Below are 22,671 nucleotides of genomic sequence, written 5' to 3'. Positions count from 1 at the left end.
TTGGTCATTAGTCATTAGTCATTAGTCATTAGTCATTGGTCATTGGTCATGAGTATTACAAAGGACAAAGGACACTGGACAAATGACTAATAACTATAAGGATTTTTTGGTTGGGAGATTTTTCTTAAAGAGGAAGCAGCGATAGTAAGTTGACGTTTATTTTTTATGGTTTCTGTCACCATTTGACCTTCAATTTCCAACCAAGTATCTGGTGGATATTTATCGCGAGGTTCTTTCAATTTCACGGGTAAACCTATAGGATAAGCGTCTGCTGCACAGCAAGTAAGAACAAATCGTGCTACGTACAAATATTCTTTTCCTAGTTCCGGTGGGTGAATCACAAACCCCTGTACTTTAGCTCTTTGTCCTGTATACGCATCTGGTTCTGGATAAACATTGAGCGTGCGTACCCAGTCCACCAGAGTTCGCTCTTCCGGACGGACAGAAGCACGAAAAGCTTGAGGTTGGGTGCGTGTTGCTCCTACTATATCGGTCACCCCTCGCTGAAGTGCTGTTTGACTGGCAAAGACACGGGGTGTGATGAGTAATCCCAGAATTGCAGCAGTCAACAGCAAACCACTACCGAATCCTGGTGGGAAAACAGTAAAGTGTTGGACATTGGGAGCAATCTCACCGCGTCGCCGTTGTGAAAGTTGTCCTGCCTTGAGTGAACTAATAATAAGCAGCCCTATGGCACCTAAAATTGCCAACCAAAAGTAGTCGGGGTGAATTAATAAAATGAGCTTGTTAGTCAGCCAATATTTTAAGATTAAAACTCCCCAAGCTGTGATTGCCAAAACATCTAGCCAGGGTAATATTTTATTTTGGAACTTTTTAGATTTACGATTTTGGGAAGTCATTTGTGATGATTCAATAATCAATAGTCATTGGTCATGAGCCATGAGTCATTAACAGAGGACAAAGGACAAATGACATAGGACTAATTTTTTAAAAAACGTGTAAGTTAATGAAAAGAGTGAATAAAAATGTTAATTGAGCTGCAAGAGCAAAGAAGTATATAACAGCCCTCGGTTTAAAAATGGATAGCATCAAACCTATGCCTTTGATATCAATCATTGGTCCAAATACTAAAAAAGCGACTAAGGAGCCACTGGTAAAGGTTGAGGCAAAAGACAGGGCAAAAAATGAATCAACAGTCGAACAAATCGATACTACCGCGGCCAAGATGAGCATGGCGGAGATCGAGGTAATAGGACTCGAACCCAGACTGAGGATTAGATCGCGAGGGGCGAGTACCTGAATCGCGGCAGCAATGGCGCTTCCTATAACCAAGACTGCGCCTAATTCACGCATTTCCTGTATGCAGTTATCTACCAACAACCGCAACTTATCTCCCAAGGGTTTACCAGGAGTAGTAGCTGCTACAGTTGCCTGCAAAGCAGTTGTATCCATCCGTATAGCTTGCCCTGGTTGCCCTCCTAACATATAGGTTCCTGATTGTAACAAAGTCGATGCATTCGGTTCCTGTTTTGATAAGTTATTTTTTGTAATACTTTTCCCGTGTTTGGTTTTGGGTGATTGTGGTGGGTTAAATTTCAAATAACGAGCAATTGACGGTTGTACTATCGGAGTTAAGTCTTTTTGAACACTAAAGACAGTTCCAATAATCACTGCAATGAGAAGGGAAAATAAAACTCTTAGCACTACGATTTCTGGTTGATCTCGAAATGCAGTCCAAGTTGCCCAAATAACAATGGGGTTAATAGTTGGTGCTGCTAGCAAAAAGCCAATTGCTACTGGTGTGGGGACTCCTTGCATGAGCAACCGCCGTGCTACCGGCACGTTGCCACATTCACACACAGGAAACAAAAATCCTATCAAGCTGCCAAATATAGCACCTAGCAACGGATTTCTAGGCATCTTCTCCGCTAATTTGCGCTCATCTACAAAGAACAGCAACAAACTGGAGAACAAAACTCCCAGCAACAAGAAAGGAATCGCCTCGACTAGCAAACTAAGAAATATAGTGAAACCATTGTTCAGTTGATTCATGTGTGTTGCTTATCAAAGCGGTATTGAGTTCTAGGGTTGTGCCAAGCCATTCTAACGTTTGGGGAAATCAAAAAGTGGTTGTTAACAACGAAACATCCATAAACAACAAGGCGCTTAATTGCTAGCTGCTCTCTTGTCAAATCACTAGCTCAAGAGCCTTGATACTTGAACCACAAGCGGTTAAGAGCCTAAGATGGTTATACTTGCCTCCATTTACTGAAAAAATCGTACTCCTAGATGATTGCCTGACTTAAGAAATGGTTCCTATTCTTGAGCATCAATCCCTGAAGTATATAATTCTAACTAATTATTTATTCTCATAAGTCGAAGAATTTTCCTTGATGTTATATTATCTTCCGAACATTTTTATAAAGGATTTACAGTTTCTAAACATAGAGACTGCACTTTCCGTATCTACCCATTGCGAGAAATCGTTATTTTTGGCAACATCTCCTAAAATATATATGCATAATTACCTACTACAAAAAAAATTAAACTGCAAGACCACAATGGAACAAATTTGGTGAGTCAATATTCAAAGCAAGCTATCTCAAAGCATCAAAACCTTGGAATCCCTTGTCTAGCTTGTCTGCTTTGTCTCCTCGAATCGGGAATTTGAACGAATTTAAATGAACTCATAGTCTTAATCTTGAAAAAAATGTAATATAAATCTATGAGAAGCATTGAAACAATTGCCAACGTCAGCCCTGATGGCACACTCACGGTACAGTTACCCTATGATGTCCCGCCAGGGAACCATAGGGTCGTAGTAGTTATTGATGAAACACCAGTAATTGATGAGTTTTGCGTAGAATCACTATCACCGACGCCCGCAAGAGGAGAAGATGCATGGGAATTTTTTAATGCCCTGGTAGGGATGGTTGAAGCACCTGAAGATACTAAGTAGGTGGACAAAAGTAAATATAACTTTTCAGAAACTGGATTCCTTAGCTTTCACGAAGGCTCTGCAGATTGCTATAAATTGCTTTTCTTTTCGCCCTGGTAGTTAGTGGGGCTTATGTATTGACAAATAGAAAAATATATGTATTAATAGCTACTTCATCTTCCTATCGTCTCTACTTTCTTCTTGGCAGAGACTGAGAGAGGGAGAAAATACTAAATTTATTGTTCAGCTACTCAGAATCAGGGTTTCTAGTGCCACAAGAATCCAGTTCGTCAATATCGCCACCATTTTTATCTGGTAGTAGTAATAGTGATTTAAATTTAGAGTCAACCCTCAAAGAACTACCAGCATACAACTTCTCAGTGGAGACTAGCTGCACTGGTGCCGAAGTTGCTGTCTATCTTGACAAATATCCGCTCCTACCAGGGGTGATCTTATTAGAGGAACAGAAGTATGTGGGTATGGTTTCACGACGGCGACTGCTGGAATTTCTCATTCGCCCTTACGGACAAGAGTTACTTTTTCAGCAACCCCTGCGCGTTTTCTACAGTTATGCTCGGACAGAAATTTTACTACTCGTAGATAGTACGCCGATTTTAGCAGCGATGCAACTAGCGTTGAGACGTTCTGCCGAACTTTTAGCAGAACCAGTGGTTGTGTACACAGCACCCGATACTTACAGATTATTAGATTTACAAGAATTAAACATTGCCTCTTGGCAAATTCGGGGAATAGAAACTCAAGTGCGGTATGAGCGCAGCCAAGCTCTAATGATTCAAAATGATAAAATGGCAAGCCTGGGTCGTTTAGTGGATGGGGTGGCTCACGAAATTCTAGATCCCTTAAATTTCATTTGGGGTAACTTAGCTCATGTTGCCAACTACAGCCAAGACTTAATGAAGTTAGTGGCAGCTTACGAGAAAGATAATTTTTGGGCTTCTGAAGAAACAAATCATCTCAAACAAGAAATTGAATTAGATTTTTTACAACAAGATTTATCTAGAGCAATAGCTAGTATCCGTGCAGGAGCAGAAAGATTAAAAAGGTTGGTAACTGGATTACAAAATTTTTGTCATATTGATGAAGTGTATCCCAAACCAGCCGATCTACATGCCAATATAGATAGCATTATATTGTTAATTAGTAGCCGGATTACAGGAGAAATCACAATAGTTAAAAATTACGGTCATCTCCCGCCAGTGTATTGCTTTATTGGTCAGTTAAATCAGGTTTTTATGAATATTTTGACTATAGCTGTGGATACACTTCTTAATGAGGCAGTCAGACAGCAATTGCATCCAGAAGCGGCAAACACAACTCAGAAACCGCAAATTGAAATTACCACACAAGTCATTTCACGGCAAGCAAGTCAATCAAAACTACCAGCTTCTCGTTGGGTATCAATTCGTATTGCCGATAATGGTCCGGGAATGTCTCAGGATTTGCAACAGCAAATTATTCATTCTTTGTCAGTAGAAAAACGTGCTGATAAAGAAACTAGCCTTGCAGTTAGTTACCGAATTGTTAAAGCAAGACACGGTGGTGAATTAAATTTGCATTCTGAACTTGGTAAAGGAACTGAGTTTGAAATTCTTTTGCCTTTACTATAACAAATTACAAAAGCTATTTTAATTTCCCAAACCTGACATCTTGCACCTTCTTAATAAGAGAACGGTGGGCACTGCCCACCAGCCCTCCCAATCAAAGGTGCAAGATATCATTTACCAGTTTTTGAAGTACGAGCAAACCACTCCTGATATGTTTGCTGTCGTTCTTCATCTTCTACAACAATGGTGACTCGTACTGCTTTACAGCCGTGGTTTTTCTCAAGAGCGATCGCATTCAAAAGTAAACTAGCAATTTTAGGTGAGTTAAATTCACCACTGACAGTCAAACTACCATCAAACCCATCAACTTGGTAAGGGTTTTCTGCTTCATTGAATTCAAATTCAGGAGCTATTTCTCCTTGCCTCAAATCTATTTCTGCCAGCTGTTTGCGTTCTGGGCTGACTTGCTCCACAATCAATTTTTCGCTCCGAATAGGCACTTGCACCATCCGGGTTTCAACTTGTTTGCGAACAATCACCTCACCAACTTTTCGCTTGCTGCGGTCAATTACCACACGTTCTCCGAGCAAACGAACTATCTCGTCTACGGAATCTCTTTCGCCATCATTTCTCTTTGTGGGCAGGTCTTGTGTATTTTCTTGAAAAGATTTTGAATTATTTTCCATTTTACTGGTTTGATTTTCTTTCTCTAAGTTGGTTTCAAATAAATACTTTATCTGAGATTTTTCTATATTTAAAAAGATACATTTAGCTTGAGAATCAATTTTTTCTATTAGCTTACTACTTAATAAAAAAAATTGTTTTTCTTCCCAATTCTCCGTGCTAACTACAAAATTTATCTGACGGTTGCCGTCAATCATTAAATCTTCGACTTCACCTACTAGCTGGCTTTGCTTATCCAAAACAGAAAATTTCTTGACTTTTTGCCGCAAGCTGTCTAATAAAGTACTGATTCGTGCAATTCTGCTAGTATGTTCATTAATACTAAGCGTTTTATTAGTCATTTTTCTTCTTCAGAATAACTGCTTTTAAAGCTTGTACTCCAAATAAAGCCCGCCCCAGCGGGCTCTATTTAAGCAATTACCGTCTAGTCTTTTTGACTATGTGTAAAAAAGACGACTTATTACCGTTCGTCAATTGGAAGACCGGGAGCATTCACATCTAATTCTTCACGACGAATTGTCTCTTGAGCTTCTACCGTATCCTGGTCTACAATTTTTCTGACTCGCACTTCTTCACGTACAACAGCTTCTTTGCGAATCTCAGGAGTCTCTTCGTAAATCTCCATACGAGCAACTTCGCCTTCACGGAAGTTAGCTTCGCCAGGAGCAACAGGTCTACCAGCATCTGCTGGAGTGACTCGCTCAACAATCACTCTCTCTTTTTCTATGGGAACAGCAACTCGTGCTGTTTCTGTTTCAATGTGCTTGCCAATAGCAACTTCCCCAGCTTTAATACGTCTCTTATTGGCAATTAACCGTTCTTCGTAAAGCCTCATTGTTTGATGATCGCGATCGTTCATCTCATACAAAGATGGCTCATTATCGTATCGGTATGTATTGCGATCGTATACAGGGGCGGCTGGAACTACAGGCTGATTTATTGCTGATGCCGCTTGATTTGCAGCTGATGCAGCAGCATAGTTTGCATCAAGAGGAGCAGATGCTTCTAGAGGAGTAGATGTATCCAGAGGAGTAGATGTTTCGAGGCGATTAGATGTTTCTACTGGTCTGTTAGTATTTGCAGGAGTGCGGTATACATTACGTACACGCTCTTCATAATCGTAATCAATTGCGTCGCGTTCGTTAAACTCAGGTAAATTGTCTGCTTGTTCTCTTGTCATCCCAATGGCATAAACACGATTTGTGTTGTAATCAATGCGAGAACGACCAACTGGAAGTAATACTTTCTTACCAAAAATCCAAAAACCTAAGTCAACAACTAAATAGCGGAAGCGACCATCATCATCTACTAAAACGTCACTAACTGTACCAATTTTCTGGTCAGTTCCTTCTGTATAGACACTCATTCCTTTGATGTCATCGCCACCAAAGCTATTCCGATAATTTTCATCGAAATCTGATACTTTATAAAGAGGCATAGCAATTACCCTCCGACTATTTTTATCTCTTATTCATTACACTAAAAAAATATTTTTTATTCTTCCTCTTCCTGGCGACTGACTTCAAATATAATTTTTTAAAAAATTATATTATAAATTTTTATTGACTAAATATTAAATAAATAATGCTGTTATTACATATTTATTTATATTTTTTAAAAGCCGGGTTAGAAGCTAGTTGATATTTATTAGTGGGAACATCACTTTGGGTTAAACAATTGTATTAAAAATACCCTTCTCCCAGTCAGCTATGGTGTATACACAAATTTGAGTGTCAGTTTTACCCCACCCTAGCCCTCCCCTTATAAAGGGGAGGGAGTTTTATTTCTGGTTTTCCCCCTTAATAAGGGGGATTAATGGGGGTAAATTCAACTTTTACACCACTACCGTAGCCTTTAGTAAGGAGGATGGAGTCGAATTTGTCTGTTGTAAGCAGCTAATGGTGGGCAGTGCCCACCCTACAAAAATCGGTAATTTTAGAGATGAAAAAGAGTATTCACAGAGAAATTAATCACGGTCAATAGGATTGACATCAGAACGATTGATAGGCAAATCTCCCTCAGTCCGAATATCTAATTCTTCACGACGGATTGTTTCTTGTGCTTCAACGGTGTCGCGATCTACAACTTTTCTAACTCGGACTTCCTCACGCACAAACGCCTCTTTGTGGATATCAGGTGTTTCTTCGTAGATTTCTATACGTGCAACTTCTCCTTCTTGGAACTGTAAATCACTAGGATTTACTGCTGTTCCCGCATCTGTAGGGTTGACCCGCTCAATCACAACCCGTTCTCTTTCAATTGGTACTGACACCCTTGCTGTTTCAGTTTCAATATGCTTGCCAAGTGTAACTTCTCCTGCCTTGACACGGTTCTTGTTAGCAATCAACCGTTCTTCATACAATTTGAACGTTTCTTGATTTTGATTGTTCAGATTGTATAGGTTGGCATCTTGTTGGTAATTGTAGCTATCGCGATTGAAGTTTGCGTCGCTAGACATAGGACGATAAGCCCTACGCACTTGTTCTTCGTAATCATAATCAACGGTCATGTTTTCTCTGTACTCGGGTAACCGTTGCACTTGCTCTTTGCTAAGCCCGTCTACAAAAACACGTTTGGCATTGTAATCAATGTGGGCAAGACCAATTGGTAGTAATATCTTTTTACTAGTAAAGTCGTATTGAGTGTCGATAACAAGATAGCGAAAACGACCGTCTGCATCTACTAACACATCAGCAACAGAACCAACTCTTGTGCCACCTTCAGTGTATAGATCCAAGGCTTTAACGTCGTCACCACCAAAAGTTTCCCTGTAGTTGGGGTCAAAATCTGCAATTTTGTGAAGAGGCATAATATTTCTACTACACTATGAATAACTTCTCTTAGTAGAGTAAAATTATATTTACGGACTTCCCTCTTGCTGACGACTTAATTTAGTCGGTGAGGTACTAGTCAATGGTTGTGTATTATGAGTTGTTAATCGTGAATTGGTTTCAAGGATTCAAGAACTATTCCCCTAGTTAGAGAAGGAGTAGGTAAGAAATTCTAATTATTAATAAATATCTATCAAAAGTTAGAAAATAAATAAAATTGATTATGATAAGTAAAACAAATTCTCTTGATTTTTAATCGAAAGTAAACAAAAATGCCCGATCGAGCTTGGCTATCACAATTAAAAGAACACAGAGCGATCGCAGTCATCCGCGCTCCAGAAATTTCATTAGGCTACCAAATGGCTTTGACTGTGGCATCTGAGGGAGTCAAATTAATTGAAATTACTTGGAATAGCCAACGCGCATCTGAACTCATCGCCCAATTACGTACAGAATTACCTGACTGCACCATTGGCACTGGTACGCTATTAAATTTAAAGCAAATGCAAGAAGCCATTGCAGCTGGGGCACAATTTCTCTTCACCCCCCATGTGGAACCAGCAATGATCCAAGCCGCCGTTGCTGCCAATATCCCAATTATACCGGGGGCACTCTCCCCCACAGAAATTGTCACCGCTTGGGCTAGTGGTGCAAGTTGTGTCAAAGTCTTTCCCGTGGAAGCTATGGGAGGCGTTCACTATATCAAGAGTTTGCAAGGACCACTCGGTCATATTCCCTTGATTCCAACAGGCGGTGTCACCATAGAAAATACTAAGGACTTTTTACAAGCAGGAGCGATCGCAGTTGGTTTAAGCAGTCAATTATTTCCCAAAAAGTGTATAGAGGCTGGAGATTGGGAGACAGTTGCTCAACAAGCACGACGCTTGAGGCAAATGTTATCAACAAGAAGGGAACTCTTAACGGGGAACTCTTAACAAAGAATTTCCTACAACCTACCCCCTTCTGAAGAAGGTATTGGCGCAACAATGGTTTTTGCTTTCGATAAAATTTGCCAAATTTTAATAGTTTTATCCGCACTACCACTAATAAGAGTCTTGCCTTGTGGATTGAAAGCAATAGACCAAACTGCTTTGCTATGTCCCACCAGAGTATTTAACAACTGTCCTGTCTGAACATTCCACAACTTAATCGCCCCGTCAGAACTGCTGCTAGCAACCATCTGTCCATCTGGGCTAAAAGCAACAGATAAGACTGTGTTATTGTGCCCGGTTAGAGTGCGTTGTAGTGTACCTGTTTGAGTGTTCCATAACTTAACCGTGCGATCGTGACTGACAGTAGCAAAAGTTTTTCCATTAGGGCTGAAGGCGATCGCAGAAACAAGTTTATCATGTGCTGCTAAGGTAGTTTTTAACTCACCTGTAGACAATTGCCAAATGCTGATTTTTCCATCTTCTGTACCAGTTACAAGAAGCTGCCCATCATGGTTAATCGCAAGAGTTCTCACGGCTTGTTTTTGGTTAAAAGTATGAATTATTCTTCCAGTCTCCACATTCCAAAATTTCACTGTTTTATCCCAACTACCACTGAAGACAGTTTTTCCATCTAGACTAAAAGCAACCGATTCAATCTCGTCTATATGTCCCGAAAGAGTACGGATAAGTTTCCCAGTTTTGAGATTCCACAGCTTAATCCGGTTATCCCAGCTACCACTGGCTAAAGTACTGCCATCAGAACTGATTGCGAGGGATTCAACGGCATCAGCATGACCATCGACACTGAGAAGTAATTTGCCTGTGTGCAAATTCCAAATTTTAATAGTTCCGTCATAACTGCTACTGGCTAAAATTTTACCATCAGGGCTTATGGCTATTGCATAAATCCAACCTGAATGACCTTCAAGAGTGGTAAATGATTCGGTCATGAAGGCATATTGAACAGATGGTGCAACCACTGTCGATTGTGAAGCCCATCTCAACCAACTCAACGCAACAATAGCCGCTAATGTAGTTATTCCTAAACCTCTTACAAATTTTTTAGAAACAATGGGGTTTATCATCATAATCAACATTCTCTTTCTTGGTAGATTTGGTTGAGAAAGGAAACCCAACCTATTGATTAACCGTTGGTTTTTATTGTTCTACCCAACCCATACAATACATCTGGCGATTTAAGATTTATTTTATAAATGACATCTTATTTAATTGCTGTTAACAAATTTTTTTGTTTGCTTTTAGGTGAAAAGAATCAAGTTGAATTCAATGAAAAAACTCCTGAGTTTTATCTATTGAGCGAACAGTTAGCCTACTGATGCGTTATTTAGAGAGTACAAGTAAGATATAGATAATAAACCCAATACTCTACCACATGGCACAAGTTTTCTTTGCGCTGTAGGAGACAGGGGGTTAGGGCTGCAACAGGCAATCCCTCCTAGGTAAAAGCCTTGTGCCGTTAGAAATTAGGCTTAGTAACAGATATGTTGCTGCCATAAACTGGGAAGTATAGGAGATAGCTAAAGCGTCCCCCAACTCTATTTTTTGAGTATGTCTGCCATGAAAAATGTGATTTCTCCTGTTTGGATACGTCCGGTGAAGTTATTGCTTGCTGGTGCAGCATTAGCCTTGAGTGTTTCTCTTGCTGCTTCAGATGAAGTTTTGGCACAATCAAAATCTCAAGCGATTAAACAACAAATACAGACGTTACAAAAATCCACTCAGCGTTGGATTCAAGTTAAGCTTTCACAACAAAAGCTAGTCGCTTGGGAAGGTGGCAAACCTGTTTACGCCATCATCGTCTCCACTGGAAAAAAATCCACTCCAACTCGCACTGGTGTTTTTAAAATTCAATCCAAGCACAAGTCTACCCGGATGCGGGGTAGTGACTATGATGTTCCCAACGTCCCACACACTATGTACTATAGCGGGGGCTATGCGATTCACGGAGCATATTGGCATCGGAAATTCGGTACTCCAGTCAGTCACGGTTGTGTTAATGTGGCACCCAATCACGCTAAATGGCTATTTAAGTGGGCATCAGTAGGAACACCAGTGGTGGTGCAAAAGTAGTAGGGAAAACAGGGCAGCGTAAATCCTAAGTTCCCCTTTTATAGGGGGCTTTGGCAAACATCAAACTGCTTAACAGTGATACTGCACGTTAATCAAGCTGTTTTGGTTGCATCTATGCCTAAAAACTCCCTCCTCATTTTGTAAAAACAGACTATATAAATTGTTACATTCTTAAATGTCTTCTATAAAATAGGGATTTCTCTGGAAGTTATCAAGTAAAAAAGTCTACCTTCACTAAATCTTAACTTCTATTTATTTTTTCCGTAAAATTACTCGTTTGAGAATTGTTCTAGATATCGATAGTGAAAATGGCAATTTGGAAACAGCATAATGGTACTGAAATTGACATTATGTGAATCGTATCTTTTCCTAACTAGATAATTTTTTTACAAAACTTTGATGTTCTTGTGTAAATAATCCTTGTTGCAAAACGGCTAAGACTTGTGCTAAGTCTCCTGCTAATAATGCTGACTTGGCTAACCACAACCCTGGAAATACTTGAGAGCAAACTATATCATCTGGATTGGGTTCGAGTTGAATGTACTCGCCTTCATTTAACCGAAACCAATCAAATTGGCGATCGTAAACTCGCCATACTAAATATTCCTGTACTTGATTGCGACGATAGACTTTCAGTTTTTCACGCAAATCATAAGAAGCACTAGAAGCAGCAATTTCTACAATTAATTCTGGCGCTCCTTCGACATAATCATCTTTGCTAATCGTTGATTGTCCACCCCGTTCTATTCTTAATAAGGCATCTGGTTGGGGTTCATTATCAGCATCAAGGCGCACAGTGGTATTATCCGGTGTTTCTACTCCTGGTGTAGCGGCTGCGTAAGCGACTAACCAACCCATAATGCTTGCATGAAGTTTACCGTGTTTTTTTGCTCGTACAGGGGATGCCAAGTAAACAATTCCTTCAATCAATTCTGCTTTGTTGCGATCGGACATGGCATGGTAGCGTCGCTCAAATTCACACCGAGTGAGTTTGTCGCCATTTTCTAAAGGTGGAATCGTCAATGGTTCAGAACTCACATCAGCAGATATCATAATTGTCAAGAGTGATGGCGAAATACTCACATTGTAATACAAGTTAACTCCCGTTTTTTTGCCCAATTGGGATGCTTCCTTACAAAACGGCTAAGACTTGTGCTCTATTCTTTTTCTAAATTTAGCAGTAAAAATTTGCACGAAAGATTAATTATCTCTCGGTTCAATGTCGATGCCCTGTTTTTGCTTAAAATTGCAACCAAAAACAATTTATAGATTAATTACTTCTGGCGTTGGATGAATCGGAAAAACACTGCGTATAACCTAGTAGAGTCGTTGTTTATGTTTGGTAATAAATGGATTTAAATGTTTGTGACGCTTGTGTTTTGCTAGCCATGCCTCACAAACTTCATTGACAAGTTCTATTTCTTCAGAGGTTAAATCCTCATCTGGTTTTCCAGAAGCTAAAATTTTAGCAGCTATTGCCGCTTTATCATATGCAACACCATACCGAAATAGCTCTGATTGGTACAGTGTCTCCTTTTGCTCGGGTGTGGTGTGAAACTTTGGGTGCATTGCTGTTCTACATGAGGACTCAATAAGGCAAGTAGTTAATACTAGATTTTATGAATTCCTTATCTGCTTGCAGCTACCTATAGTTAGATTGAGGTTTCAGCCTTTAGATAGATGATATTTAAAAATAATTTTTAGGGTGTAGGTTATAGGGGTTCTCATTTGAATTAAATGCATCACCAAGAATCATGTAGAGACTTTATGTGTAACGTCTCTACATTTGTGTATTGTATGCAACGGAGAAGCTCTATATTCTTTGTTGCTAGTGACCAACAGCCGCTAGTCGGAGGGTGGCGTCTTGCACCTTCTCAATTATGGGACGGTGGGCAGTGCCCACCCTACTCTACTGCGATGGGATGTGTTTCTTGAGAGCAAAAGTATAAGGATTTTGGTTAAACCTGCCCCTGTTAACTTAACTGTGCGACAAGTTGATTCTCCAACAAAGTTTCATTGGTTAATAAGTCCTCAACAGTAATACGTAAAAAGCGTTGCTCATCAACTAGAAACAGAACTTTTATCCGATCGCTTCCCGGATAACCTAAGGGTGACAATTGAGCAATAGTTCTAGCACCATCGCGATCGTTTAGAGGTTTGACACTGGTTTGGGTGTTATCCAGACGGCGAGTGATTAAGCGATCGCCATCAAAATATACTTCCGTCCCACCAGTTTCTGCTCCCAATTCACCCATAATTAGCTCAATGCTAGGTTGATTCTCCACAGAAGCACCCAAAACTAATTCCACTGGCTGCGTCATGGGATAGGGCTGACCTGCCCTCACGATGGGATGCCAGTTGTGGCAGTTATTGCGGCGGTTCCAATAGCGGACACCATAACTGGGTAGGGCTAAAGCCCACCATCTTGGCGTTGTGGTGGGCTTTAGCCCTACCTACATCTACATCTATGTGTTTAGGTAATCTTTTGGCGGGAAGGGAGTAAGTACAGTTTTTCATAAATTCGTAGTGTTGAGGTTCGTAGTAGCGCTGTCTTCCCATGCATCGCATAGATTTTTTTGATTAACCTTTTTGCAAAAGTCTATGTTTCCATTGGGTCTGGTCTACCAATTAAGAGATCCCTTAGTTTAGCTTTAACATCTTCCCATTCTCGTCCACAGTAATAGTACTTTTTATCTTTAATATTCGCTATGTAGTAGCCTTGTTGACCGCCATTAATTCTAAATAGCTCAATAGCAACCTTTTTCATAGAAGTGCCAAAAGCAGCAAATTCCTCTTCAATTGACAGTGTAGGAGCATTAAATAAGTTAATGAAGGGGGTACCGTGCTTAAACGCCCAACCATTTCCCCTACGTTCAATAATTTGATAATAAATAGGATAAACAACTGTGGTGTTGGAAACTGTCATAATCAATTTAAGTAAGATTAAACTAGAGACAGCCCCTAGCTAGCTACTAGGGGTTACTAACTTAGAAGTTAGTTGTCGATGTTGTCAGGTCGATCTGGTTGATCTGCAATATCATCCAGATCTTGCTCAACAACTTCCGAGTCTACGAGGTACGTCTCCCCTGAAACTTTATCCTGTTTCTTCCAAACGTTTTGGAGAATGTGGATAAAAACCTTAACAGGGTTAAAGAACCCTTTATGACCGTTACCGTTTCTTGTGACGATTATCACCTCCTTGTTACTTAAAAAATGGGGATGCATACATCCCCATTTCTTATTGTCAATTGCTGCTTCTAATATGTCAACCAGTTTTTTCGGAATCAGAATGTTTTCGAGTAGCAATTAGTATGAGTTTTCCCGAAGCGATCGCATCTAACAATTGACCGGTTGAGCCTTCTCCATCATAGATATAATCGAGTGCATAAGCGATTTCTTTTAGTTTTTCCGCCGTTCCTAATGCCACTCTTGCATGCAGGTTAGTGCGGTCAAGTTTTTTTCTGCCAGCCATATATTCTTCAATAAGTGGTTTACAGATATTATAGGGCTTAAGTAGAGAAACTGTTGATGCGTCTTTAAGGATAATTTCTATGCCACGTTTCATAGCATATCAACCTTTATTGTTGCGAGTTCTTCATGGCGTGAGTGGAATTTTAGCTATTACAGCAATTGTGACTGGATTTTTGGTTTACAATACTTACGATGGAAGATTTGGCAAGATACAAATTTTTAAAATTGAGGATATACAGGGCATTCATGGAACGGTTGCATTATTTTTCTTGCTTGTACTGCCTGCTTTCACGGAACAAAGCCAGTTAACTTGTGACTATCCCCATTTCCCTAAATTACCTATATGTTATAGCTACCAAGATATTTCCTACGTTTCACGTGAATATCACGAGTTTATTAAAGAGTACCATAAATTCCTAAAGTACTCCATACAAATATCACATTTATCTGTAGCAATTGCAACTCTAAAGGAGGGGGGAATACTCAAGCCCTGACCTTGTATACGCAGGCTGTAGAAGCGCACGTAGCTGCTATAAACGCATATATGCGGCTTATCTCATTATATGAGCAGCTGATTCAAAAATATTGGAACAGCAATCACGGCTAAACGGGATTGCGATAGTCTGCAACAGGTGAAGATCGATGCCACCCAGCTACTTATCCAAGTAACTTTACCACTACTGTTGCGAGTTGCTCTGGTTCCACAGGCTTGGAAAGATGTGCTTGAAAACCCGCTGATATTGCTTGCGCCCGGTCTTCAGCCCTCGCGTAAGCTGTCAGCGCAATTGCTGGAATCTGTCCTCCCTGTTCCGGTGTGAGTTTTCGTACCTTGCGAATCAAGCTGTATCCATCCTCAAATGGCATCCCAATATCGCTGATGAGGACATCTGGTTTTAACTCTGAGACGGTTTTCAACGCCTCGGTAGCTGAAGCAACAGCTGTGACTTGTGCGCCAAATTCTTCTAAAGCTGCAACGATAAACTCGCGTGAATCAGTTTCATCATCAACAACCAGGGCTCGTACCCCCTTGAGAATGGCTGAAGAAAAAGAATCTTCTCCCCTATCAAGAGCAGAAACCCCGAGTCCCCCCAGCTCAAGAGATCCGCTGCTGTGTTGAACAAGCGGTAGTCTAACTTTAAAGGTTGCTCCTTTCCCCACACCTTCACTGTGGGCATGAACTGTACCGCCGTGCAGTTCTACCAACTGACGCACAATTGCTAAGCCCAGCCCCAACCCAGGGTATTTTCTAGTTGTGGAACTATCTGCTTGCCGAAAGCGATCGAAAACATAGGGAATGAAATCCGGGCTAATGCCTTGACCTGTATCCGTGACGGTGATTTCTACGTGGGATTCCACTCGTTCTAAACGCACCGTAACATATCCGCCTTTGGGTGTAAACTTAATGGCATTCGATAACAAATTCCAAACAACTTGCTGCAAGCGCTCGGAGTCACCTGCAACCAGACCGACTGCTGGGTCAAGGAAAGATTCCAGGCGAATTTCCTTAGCTTCAGCCGCCGGACGCACCGTCTCGATCGCTGCTTGAATCACCTGCATCAGTTCAATGGGGCAAACATTCAAGCGCAACTTACCGCGAATAATGTGAGAAACATCCAGCAAATCCTCAACCAACTGCACTTGTGCCTTGGCATTGCGCTCAATGGTCTCCATTGCCCGTGCTGTCGTCACTTCATCAAACTGGCGGGTATTGAGTAATCGAATCCACCCGAGCATCGCGTTCAGAGGCGATCGCAGTTCGTGGGACAGCGTTGCCAAAAACTCATCCTTAAGACGGTTTGCTGCCTCGGCTGTGGCGCGTGCCTCCTGTGCGCGAGCAAGTAGCTGAGTGCGTTCATCTTCAGCTTGCTTGCGCTCTGTGAAGTCACGCATAATTTTACACAAGCCTCGTAGCTGTCCTGTTTCATCTCGTAAGGGCGTGACAATGCCACTCCCCCAGAACCGGGTGCCATCTTTACGCACGTGCCAGCGTTCGTTCTCAGCCCTGCCTTCCGCTAGTGCCTTGCTCAATTCTTTCTTATCCTCGCCTTGCTCAAGGTCTTCAGGTATGAAGATACAGGAACCAGGTTTGCCCAGAATCTCTGCTTCGTGATAGCCCAAAATCCTTTCTGCCCCTGCGCTCCAACCATTGACAAGCCCTTGGGTGTCGAGGAAGAAAATTGCGTAGTCCTGCATATTTTCCAACAACAAGCGAAACCGCTCTTCACTTGCTTGCAACGCTGCATCTGCTCGCTTGCGGTCTGTGATGTCAGCTATGATATATACGGCACCAGTAAACGCTCTATCTTCATTAAATATAGGGTCTACAGTTACAGAGAACCATCGGCTCTTGGACTGTACCTCCAAGTTCTCGCGACAATGAGTTTCCCGAACTCTTATAAAAGGTGTTGCCTTGATAGAACCAAGTAGTGTTTGCATCACATCTTGATGCAGGCTATTAATAATTTCTTTCAACGGTTTGCCTAACAGAGATTTCATGGCACTGTTACAGCGCAGGAATCTACCTTCCTCATCTAGCAAACCAATGCCATCACTGATAGAATCGAATGTGGTTTGCCACTCCCGTGCTAGAGCCAAAGCAGATTCCTCAGCTTGCCGAATTCGGAGCAAAGATTTGACTGTTGCGATTAACTCCATTGGTTCGACGGGCTGTACTAAGTAGCCATCTGCACCACTTTCTAGCCCTTGTGTCCTATCCTTGCTTTCAACAAAACTGGCAGATAGATGAAGTACGGGAATTGAGGCAGTCGCTGGGTTGGATTTAATCCGGTGGCAAACCTCAAATCCACTAATATCGGGCAGTTGCACATCCAAAATAATCAAGTCCGGTGGTTCTGAAGTAACCAGTTGTAACCCAGCTTCACCAGTAGCTGCTTCTACAACCTGAAAGCCCGCATTTCGCAGCATCCGCCTGACAATATAACGGCTGGCTTCGTTATCTTCTATCTGCAAAATAGTAACTGGCTGCTCAGACATATCGTTCCCCTACACACAAAAGAGCAAGCCCAGCTTTGATGAGTGCTTCTTTCAGTCGGGCAATTGCCACTTCTGAAGATGCTGTTTCTTTAGAGAGAATTGTAACGGTGCTTTGAGCCAGGTTCCTTTTCTCTTGTTCTTCTAGAGGCTGGGAGCTATGAATAATCACGGGAATGGAATGAGTGTTTTGGGTGCTTTTTAGTACCGATAGAACCTCAACCCCGCTCATACCGGGCATAGAAATATCCACAATAATGCAATCGGGATTTTCTATTTGAGCTAAAAGAGTACCCTCGCGTCCATCATTTGCCTCAATAATGTGTAGAGCGGGGGTGTCTCTGCCCGTACAATCACTCAAAAGTTGCTTGAGCACGTATCGAGATGCCGGGTCATCATCGATGAGCAATAACTTTTGCAGCCTGCCCTGCTTGACAAGCATATTCATTTGAGAGAGCAGTAATAATCTATCTACAGGCTTAATAAAAAATGCATCAGCGCCTAATTCCCTTGCTTTGCTTTCATTATTTACAACAGTAATGACAATAACGGGAATATTTTGGGTGGCTGGGTTTTCTTTCAATTCAGAAAGGAAAGCCCAAGTGTTTTGCTCCCCTAGCAAAATGTCCAGCACGATAGCGACTGGATTGAACACTTGCAATGCCTGTTTGGCTTGTGAGAGCGATCGCGCTGCAATGAGTTGATAAACTGAACCCTCAAAATACTTCTCATAAGTGAAAAGAGTTTGGTCATCGTCTTCGATCGCAAGCACAGGAGCACGAACCGGGTCTTTTTGCCAGGTAATGGGTGGCAATGGAATTGGCTCTTCTAGAAAACCAGGATAATGAATCGGAATGGATGCATAGAACGTTGAGCCAACTCCCAAGGTACTGGTTACCCAGACGCTTCCTCCCAATAACTCAGCTAATTTGCGCGAAAGGGGCAATCCCAAACCCGTGCCTTTGAACCGTTTTTGTAGGGAAGACTCTACCTGGATAAATTCTTCAAAAATCCGTTCCCTATCCTGTGGTGCAATGCCAATACCTGTATCAGCGACGGAGAATGTAATTGTATTAGCAGTTATTGTAGCTTTAACCCGCACCTCACCCCGCTCGGTATACTTTAAAGCATTGGAAATGAAGTTTCGCAGAATCTGGGCAACCTTGCTTTCATCTGTATGAAATGATGGAAAATTTTCTGGTTCTTCAAATATCAGGGAAATAGAGGAATTATGGGCAAGTAGCGGGCGCAGCATCCCTCGCAATGTTGCAAACAACTCACCCACTTCAAACTGAGTCGGATATACAACAATCTTACCTGCTTCAACCTTTGCCAAGTCTAATAAATCATTCACTAACTCAGAAAGCCCTTCAGCACTTTTACGGATGAAAGTGACTTGTTTTTCTTGCTCAAGTGTTAAGTCTCCATCCATCCGGTCTAACAGCAGCCGGGAGAGAGAAATAATTGAGTTAAGAGGTGTGCGGAACTCATGACTCATGTTTGAGAGGAAGCGGGTTTTGAGTTCATTAGCTCGCTTTAAGGAATCTGCTTTTTCATCTAATTCAGCATAGAGAGCTACAACGCCTCGGTTGGTGTCTTCGAGTTCCCGGTTTAGCTTATTTAACTCCTCTTCACGCTTGCGTAAAGCCTCTAAGGCACGAAGCAGTTCTTGGTTTTGCTGCTGTATTTCCTCATAGGGATTTTGCGGCGGTCTCCTAATTAATCCATCGATTATCTGTGTCAAATGCTCTCGGGTAAGAATAGGAGACCGTTTTGGCAAACTTTTTTTCATTAGAACTATTGTACCGTAACCCGGTTGTGATTCGATTTGAAACTCATCCATGAGCCGCTTCGCGCCAAAGATGCCCAATCCCATTCCTGTGGCTGATTTGTATTGTCCGTCTAAAATGGTTTGTAGATTTGGGATACCCGAACCAGTGTCACGAACGCAAATGAGAAATGTTTGAGGCGACGTAGCTTCTAAGCAAAATTCAACTCTCCCTCCTTTGGCATATTGAAAGGCATTGCGAGCAATTTCCGAGACAGCTGTCGCAAGACGAGTTTGGTCTTGGGCATCAAATCCCAAGAGTTCCGCTAGCTGTCGCGTGCGCCCGCGAGCCATAACAACGTCTTGCTCAAAGCGGATTTCCAAGGTAAGAAGTGTAATACTCACGTAACATTTTAGAAGATTGACAATAGTAGGCGTAACAACTAACCACTAACGAGCAACCAGTACAGTAACATCATCGCGTTCCCGGTTAAAATCCCGGTACAAAATACCCGCAATCAGGCTGGGATGTTTGTTAAGCAATCCGGGGTATTGTTCCAAGCGCCATTGAGTTTTTAGCCCATCAGAGTGCATAATGAGAAGTGCTCCCTTAGACCAAGGGTAGGTAAACTCCTGAATTTTACGCATCTCGTACCCGACTGTGCCGTTTTGGGAAACCATACTGTGCCTGCTTACTGTCGCGAGAATACTGCCTGCAATGTTGCCAATTCCAGTGTAACTAACAGTTTGACGTTCAAAATCTATTTCGGCGATCGCAAGAGCTGCTCCCCTTGTGCTTTTGAGAGCCCTATGAGTCGCTTCTACAATAGCTCTTGGAGTCATGAAAGCGTTTTTTTGAAAAATTCTCACAGCTTCCAAAGATGCTTGGGCAGCGAGTGGTCCGTGACCTAAACCATCAGCTACAAGCAAAAGGGCTTTGTTTGTTTCCTGATGGCTTCCCCAAGCATCCCCTGAAACTTTTTCCCCTGTCTTGGGCAGACATACGACACCTATTTCTAGATTGTCTTTTAGCTGGTTGTATGGTATTATATCTGCCCAAAGTTGGGCGACTAAGGCTGTCCCGATATTTGGAAGCGAGTAAATATCGAAAAAATCTGAAAGGCGAGCGATCGCACCCAAACCATTTCCTGGTGTTCCCGCTGTTGAAAACCCGTCACGCAAGCACTCATCAATATTGTCCATGCCCGGTCCAGAGTCTAGAGCGAGAATCTCTATACCTGCGACATCATTTTTTGTCTTCGCTTGCAGAAGGAGCAAACCATTTTTAGCATATCGAATCAGGTTATTTGCAACTTCAGTGACCACAATGGCCACTTTACCCCGCTCTGTCTCATTAAAACCCAATCGGCTGGCAAAGACGATCGCTTTCCTTCTCGCTTCCCCTGCCTGACTTGGCTCTAAAATCGGTAGGGCAACGGGGTTTGTCATAATAAAATTATCTCCACTTTGTAATTGTGATGCAGGTACCCTCTCCCACACGGGAAACGATATTAAATTCGTTGACCAGCCGCTTCGTCCCACCCAGCCCCATACCGAGCCCTTTACCAGTGGTGTAACCGTCTTTCAGCGCTAATTCAATGTCTGAGATCCCCGGTCCAGTGTCTTCAAATGTCAGTCGCAGCCCCCGCCTGATTCCTTCAAAAAGGGCTTCTAATTGTACCGTCCCGCCACCCCCATAATCTAAAGTATTGCGTGCAAGTTCACTTGCGGCTGTAACAATCTTAGTTTGGTCTATCAGGCTAAAGCCCAGTTCTATTGCCAACTGACGCACCGCTTGCCGAACCAAAACAATATCTGCTCCGGATTGGATGCTTATTGTCTCAACCTTTGGCATATCCCGTCGTGCGCCCTCCAGAAGCTGCGCTTAACGAAGATTGCAGCAGCGCCATTCCCTTTTCAACATTTAAGGCCGTGCAAATGCCTGTTAGAGAAAGCCCTAGCTCTACCAGTGTAATCGCTACTGCTGGCTGCATTCCAACTACAACTGTTTCCGCATCAAGTATCCGTGACATTTTAGCAATATTTCCTATGATGCGACCTATGAACGAATCGACAAGTTCTAGAGATGAAATATCTATTAACACCCCACGAGCATTGGTTTTTGTGATGCGGTTTGTCAGGTCATCCTGTAAGGTCATAGCCAAGCGATCGTGCATATCAACTTGGATTGTGACGAGTAGAAATTCACCCATCTGGAGTATTGGAATGCGTTCCATAAAACCTGCTCCTCTTTATGACCGCTCTGGGGCACAGCTAATTCTGCACCCCAGGCGTGCTAAAGCTAAAGCAAAGGCGTCAGCTAGCGTTGCCTTTGTGACTACATCAGCCAGATCGACTCCCAAGTATACAATGGTTTGAGCAATTTGGGGACGAATGCCACTAACAATGCATTCAGCACCCATCAAACGAGCAGCCGTTATCGTTTTTAGTAAGTGTTGAGCTGTCAAAGTATCCACCGTTGGCACGCCCGTGATATCAATAATTGCCATTTCCGAACCCGTATCTACAATCTTTTGTAGGAGGGACTCCATGATGACTTGGGTGCGGGAGCTATCAAGAGTGCCAATGAGTGGTAAAACTAAGATGTTATCCCACAGTTTGACAACTGGTGTTGACAGTTCCAGCAACTCCTCTTGCTGACGAATAATAATTTCTTCCCTTACTTTTTGATACACCTCAGTTGTCAGGAGCCCCAGCTTGTCCAGAAGGGTGGTTGCTAACCAAATTTCCTCACTTAAGGTGAGTCCGTCCTGTTGCAGTTCAGAGCGCAGGCGGGAGAACAGGGGTTGTTTAAAAGAGAAAACAAAGCTTGCTGTTTCTGTGGACGTAAACCCCTTTTGGCTGCGGCTGCGGGAAATACTAGTGAGTGTATCTCGTACATTGTTCCATTCGGGAGATTGAATGTCATTCAGGTTCCCCTGCTGTACGGCATTTTTCAACACCAAGAGAAATTCTTTGCATTCCTCGTGCAGTTCTACATCTCTAAGCAACCCTCTGCGGTTACTTACGGACTTTAGCTCTTGGAACCACTCCGCCAATACTTCCGCTTCATATCTATCTAAAATTTCTGGAATATGGCTTTTGCCGTTCAAGCCCATACAAAGGCTCCTTTTCCACGTTTCTATTGGGTGAGTTTACAGATTAAGTTTCAGGCTGTCAAATAAACTAGCTCACTCAGGATATAATGACCAACTAGGCAGCTTGAAGTAGTTTTTTGAAGGCTAATTGCTTGTTTATTATATCGGCAAAGGTTACCACGAAACCTGTTTGTGCTTTACGAGCAGTAAAGTTTGCGTGAACCACTGTGTATTTCAATATATTTACTCACCCCCTTCTCCTTTTTCAGAACGACAAAGGGTATCGGGGGTTTGCTGTCAACTCTAAAAATACGATAGAATAAAATACTCCTCTACAATAG

General features: G+C 42.1%; 22 protein-coding genes and 2 pseudogenes. 5 read left to right on the top strand and 19 right to left on the bottom strand.

Going from position 1 to position 22,671, the window contains the following annotated elements:
• Positions 1-86: 86 nt before the first annotated feature.
• Both ACYRY3_RS24855 and ACYRY3_RS24850 read right to left on the bottom strand, forming a co-directional pair.
• Positions 87-860 (bottom strand): TIGR03943 family putative permease subunit, encoded by a 774-nt coding sequence (locus ACYRY3_RS24855; protein WP_460204309.1) that lies wholly within the window; start codon positions 858-860, stop codon positions 87-89.
• Between the two features lie 88 nt (positions 861-948).
• Complete coding sequence (locus ACYRY3_RS24850) at positions 949-2,013, bottom strand: permease (protein ID WP_460204308.1); 1,065 nt, start codon at positions 2,011-2,013, stop codon at positions 949-951.
• A 673-nt stretch (positions 2,014-2,686) separates the two neighbouring features.
• On the opposite strand from ACYRY3_RS24850, the gene ACYRY3_RS24845 reads away from it, so the two are divergent.
• Together ACYRY3_RS24845 and ACYRY3_RS24840 are read left to right on the top strand one after the other, a co-directional pair.
• Positions 2,687-2,920 carry a hypothetical protein gene (locus ACYRY3_RS24845; RefSeq protein ID WP_460204307.1) on the top strand — a complete coding sequence of 78 codons (234 nt, stop codon included), beginning with the start codon at positions 2,687-2,689 and terminating at the stop codon, positions 2,918-2,920.
• A 248-nt stretch (positions 2,921-3,168) separates the two neighbouring features.
• A complete protein-coding gene (locus ACYRY3_RS24840) occupies positions 3,169-4,527 on the top strand; it encodes a sensor histidine kinase (RefSeq protein WP_460204306.1) in 1,359 nt (452 codons plus the stop codon).
• 107 nt (positions 4,528-4,634) lie between these two features.
• On the opposite strand, the gene ACYRY3_RS24835 is transcribed toward ACYRY3_RS24840, so the two are convergent.
• The 3 genes from ACYRY3_RS24835 to ACYRY3_RS24825 all read right to left on the bottom strand — a co-directional run bounded on the left by ACYRY3_RS24835 (position 4,635) and on the right by ACYRY3_RS24825 (position 7,957).
• Positions 4,635-5,489: a DUF2382 domain-containing protein gene (locus ACYRY3_RS24835; protein ID WP_460204305.1), complete on the bottom strand. Its 855-nt coding sequence runs from the start codon at positions 5,487-5,489 to the stop codon at positions 4,635-4,637.
• A gap of 119 nt (positions 5,490-5,608) precedes the next feature.
• Positions 5,609-6,586 carry a DUF2382 domain-containing protein gene (locus ACYRY3_RS24830; RefSeq protein ID WP_460204304.1) on the bottom strand — a complete coding sequence of 326 codons (978 nt, stop codon included), beginning with the start codon at positions 6,584-6,586 and terminating at the stop codon, positions 5,609-5,611.
• 528 nt (positions 6,587-7,114) lie between these two features.
• On the bottom strand, positions 7,115-7,957 hold the full coding sequence (locus ACYRY3_RS24825) for a DUF2382 domain-containing protein (RefSeq protein ID WP_460204303.1): 843 nt from the start codon (positions 7,955-7,957) through the stop codon (positions 7,115-7,117).
• Between the two features lie 294 nt (positions 7,958-8,251).
• On the opposite strand from ACYRY3_RS24825, the gene ACYRY3_RS24820 reads away from it, so the two are divergent.
• A complete protein-coding gene (locus tag ACYRY3_RS24820) occupies positions 8,252-8,914 on the top strand; it encodes a bifunctional 4-hydroxy-2-oxoglutarate aldolase/2-dehydro-3-deoxy-phosphogluconate aldolase (protein WP_460204302.1) in 663 nt (220 codons plus the stop codon).
• 11 nt (positions 8,915-8,925) lie between these two features.
• On the opposite strand, the gene ACYRY3_RS24815 is transcribed toward ACYRY3_RS24820, so the two are convergent.
• Positions 8,926-9,999 (bottom strand): WD40 repeat domain-containing protein, encoded by a 1,074-nt coding sequence (locus tag ACYRY3_RS24815; protein WP_460204301.1) that lies wholly within the window; start codon positions 9,997-9,999, stop codon positions 8,926-8,928.
• A gap of 490 nt (positions 10,000-10,489) precedes the next feature.
• Between ACYRY3_RS24815 and ACYRY3_RS24810 the strand changes: the two genes are divergently transcribed.
• On the top strand, positions 10,490-11,002 hold the full coding sequence (locus ACYRY3_RS24810; protein WP_460204368.1) for a L,D-transpeptidase: 513 nt from the start codon (positions 10,490-10,492) through the stop codon (positions 11,000-11,002).
• A gap of 369 nt (positions 11,003-11,371) precedes the next feature.
• Here ACYRY3_RS24810 and ACYRY3_RS24805 read toward each other — a convergent pair whose 3' ends face one another.
• The 7 genes and pseudogenes from ACYRY3_RS24805 to ACYRY3_RS24775 all read right to left on the bottom strand — a co-directional run bounded on the left by ACYRY3_RS24805 (position 11,372) and on the right by ACYRY3_RS24775 (position 14,567).
• Complete coding sequence (locus ACYRY3_RS24805) at positions 11,372-12,055, bottom strand: Uma2 family endonuclease (protein ID WP_460204367.1); 684 nt, start codon at positions 12,053-12,055, stop codon at positions 11,372-11,374.
• 264 nt (positions 12,056-12,319) lie between these two features.
• Positions 12,320-12,571: a hypothetical protein gene (locus ACYRY3_RS24800; protein WP_460204300.1), complete on the bottom strand. Its 252-nt coding sequence runs from the start codon at positions 12,569-12,571 to the stop codon at positions 12,320-12,322.
• Between the two features lie 404 nt (positions 12,572-12,975).
• Positions 12,976-13,404, bottom strand: a pseudogene (locus ACYRY3_RS24795) (Hsp70 family protein); the annotation flags it as partial.
• A complete protein-coding gene (locus tag ACYRY3_RS24790; RefSeq protein WP_460204299.1) occupies positions 13,370-13,570 on the bottom strand; it encodes a hypothetical protein in 201 nt (66 codons plus the stop codon). The gene ACYRY3_RS24790 and the pseudogene ACYRY3_RS24795, both read right to left, overlap by 35 nt.
• A 31-nt stretch (positions 13,571-13,601) precedes the next feature.
• Entirely contained in the window at positions 13,602-13,928 is a 327-nt protein-coding gene (locus ACYRY3_RS24785) for a hypothetical protein (RefSeq protein ID WP_460204298.1), read from the bottom strand.
• Between the two features lie 68 nt (positions 13,929-13,996).
• Positions 13,997-14,308 (bottom strand): hypothetical protein, encoded by a 312-nt coding sequence (locus tag ACYRY3_RS24780; protein WP_460204297.1) that lies wholly within the window; start codon positions 14,306-14,308, stop codon positions 13,997-13,999.
• Positions 14,268-14,567: a hypothetical protein gene (locus ACYRY3_RS24775; RefSeq protein WP_460204296.1), complete on the bottom strand. Its 300-nt coding sequence runs from the start codon at positions 14,565-14,567 to the stop codon at positions 14,268-14,270. Before ACYRY3_RS24775 ends, ACYRY3_RS24780 begins: the two co-directional genes overlap by 41 nt.
• On the opposite strand from ACYRY3_RS24775, the pseudogene ACYRY3_RS24770 reads away from it, so the two are divergent.
• Positions 14,554-14,763, top strand: a pseudogene (locus ACYRY3_RS24770) (cytochrome b/b6 domain-containing protein); the annotation flags it as partial. The gene ACYRY3_RS24775 and the pseudogene ACYRY3_RS24770 overlap by 14 nt on opposite strands.
• 367 nt (positions 14,764-15,130) lie before the next feature.
• Here ACYRY3_RS24770 and ACYRY3_RS24765 read toward each other — a convergent pair.
• From ACYRY3_RS24765 to ACYRY3_RS24740, 6 genes are read right to left on the bottom strand one after another with little or no spacing between them, the layout of a single operon-like run.
• On the bottom strand, positions 15,131-17,467 hold the full coding sequence (locus tag ACYRY3_RS24765) for a hybrid sensor histidine kinase/response regulator (RefSeq protein WP_460204295.1): 2,337 nt from the start codon (positions 17,465-17,467) through the stop codon (positions 15,131-15,133).
• Positions 17,460-19,637, bottom strand: coding sequence for an ATP-binding protein (locus tag ACYRY3_RS24760; RefSeq protein ID WP_460204294.1), 2,178 nt, complete (start codon positions 19,635-19,637; stop codon positions 17,460-17,462). The genes ACYRY3_RS24765 and ACYRY3_RS24760 overlap by 8 nt, the downstream gene beginning before the upstream one ends.
• Positions 19,638-19,682: 45 nt before the next feature.
• Positions 19,683-20,681, bottom strand: coding sequence for an ATP-binding SpoIIE family protein phosphatase (locus ACYRY3_RS24755; RefSeq protein WP_460204293.1), 999 nt, complete (start codon positions 20,679-20,681; stop codon positions 19,683-19,685).
• 7 nt (positions 20,682-20,688) lie between these two features.
• On the bottom strand, positions 20,689-21,087 hold the full coding sequence (locus ACYRY3_RS24750) for an anti-sigma regulatory factor (protein WP_460204292.1): 399 nt from the start codon (positions 21,085-21,087) through the stop codon (positions 20,689-20,691).
• Positions 21,074-21,469, bottom strand: a complete 396-nt coding sequence (locus ACYRY3_RS24745; protein WP_460204291.1) for an STAS domain-containing protein — start codon at positions 21,467-21,469, stop codon at positions 21,074-21,076. Before ACYRY3_RS24745 ends, ACYRY3_RS24750 begins: the two co-directional genes overlap by 14 nt.
• 15 nt (positions 21,470-21,484) lie before the next feature.
• Entirely contained in the window at positions 21,485-22,351 is an 867-nt protein-coding gene (locus ACYRY3_RS24740; RefSeq protein WP_460204290.1) for an STAS domain-containing protein, read from the bottom strand.
• Positions 22,352-22,671: the final 320 nt, after the last annotated feature.

Source organism: Scytonema sp. NUACC21 (genome assembly GCF_054684315.1).
Note: the sequence above shows the minus strand (reverse complement) of the source record. Positions and strands in the feature narration are given on the sequence as shown.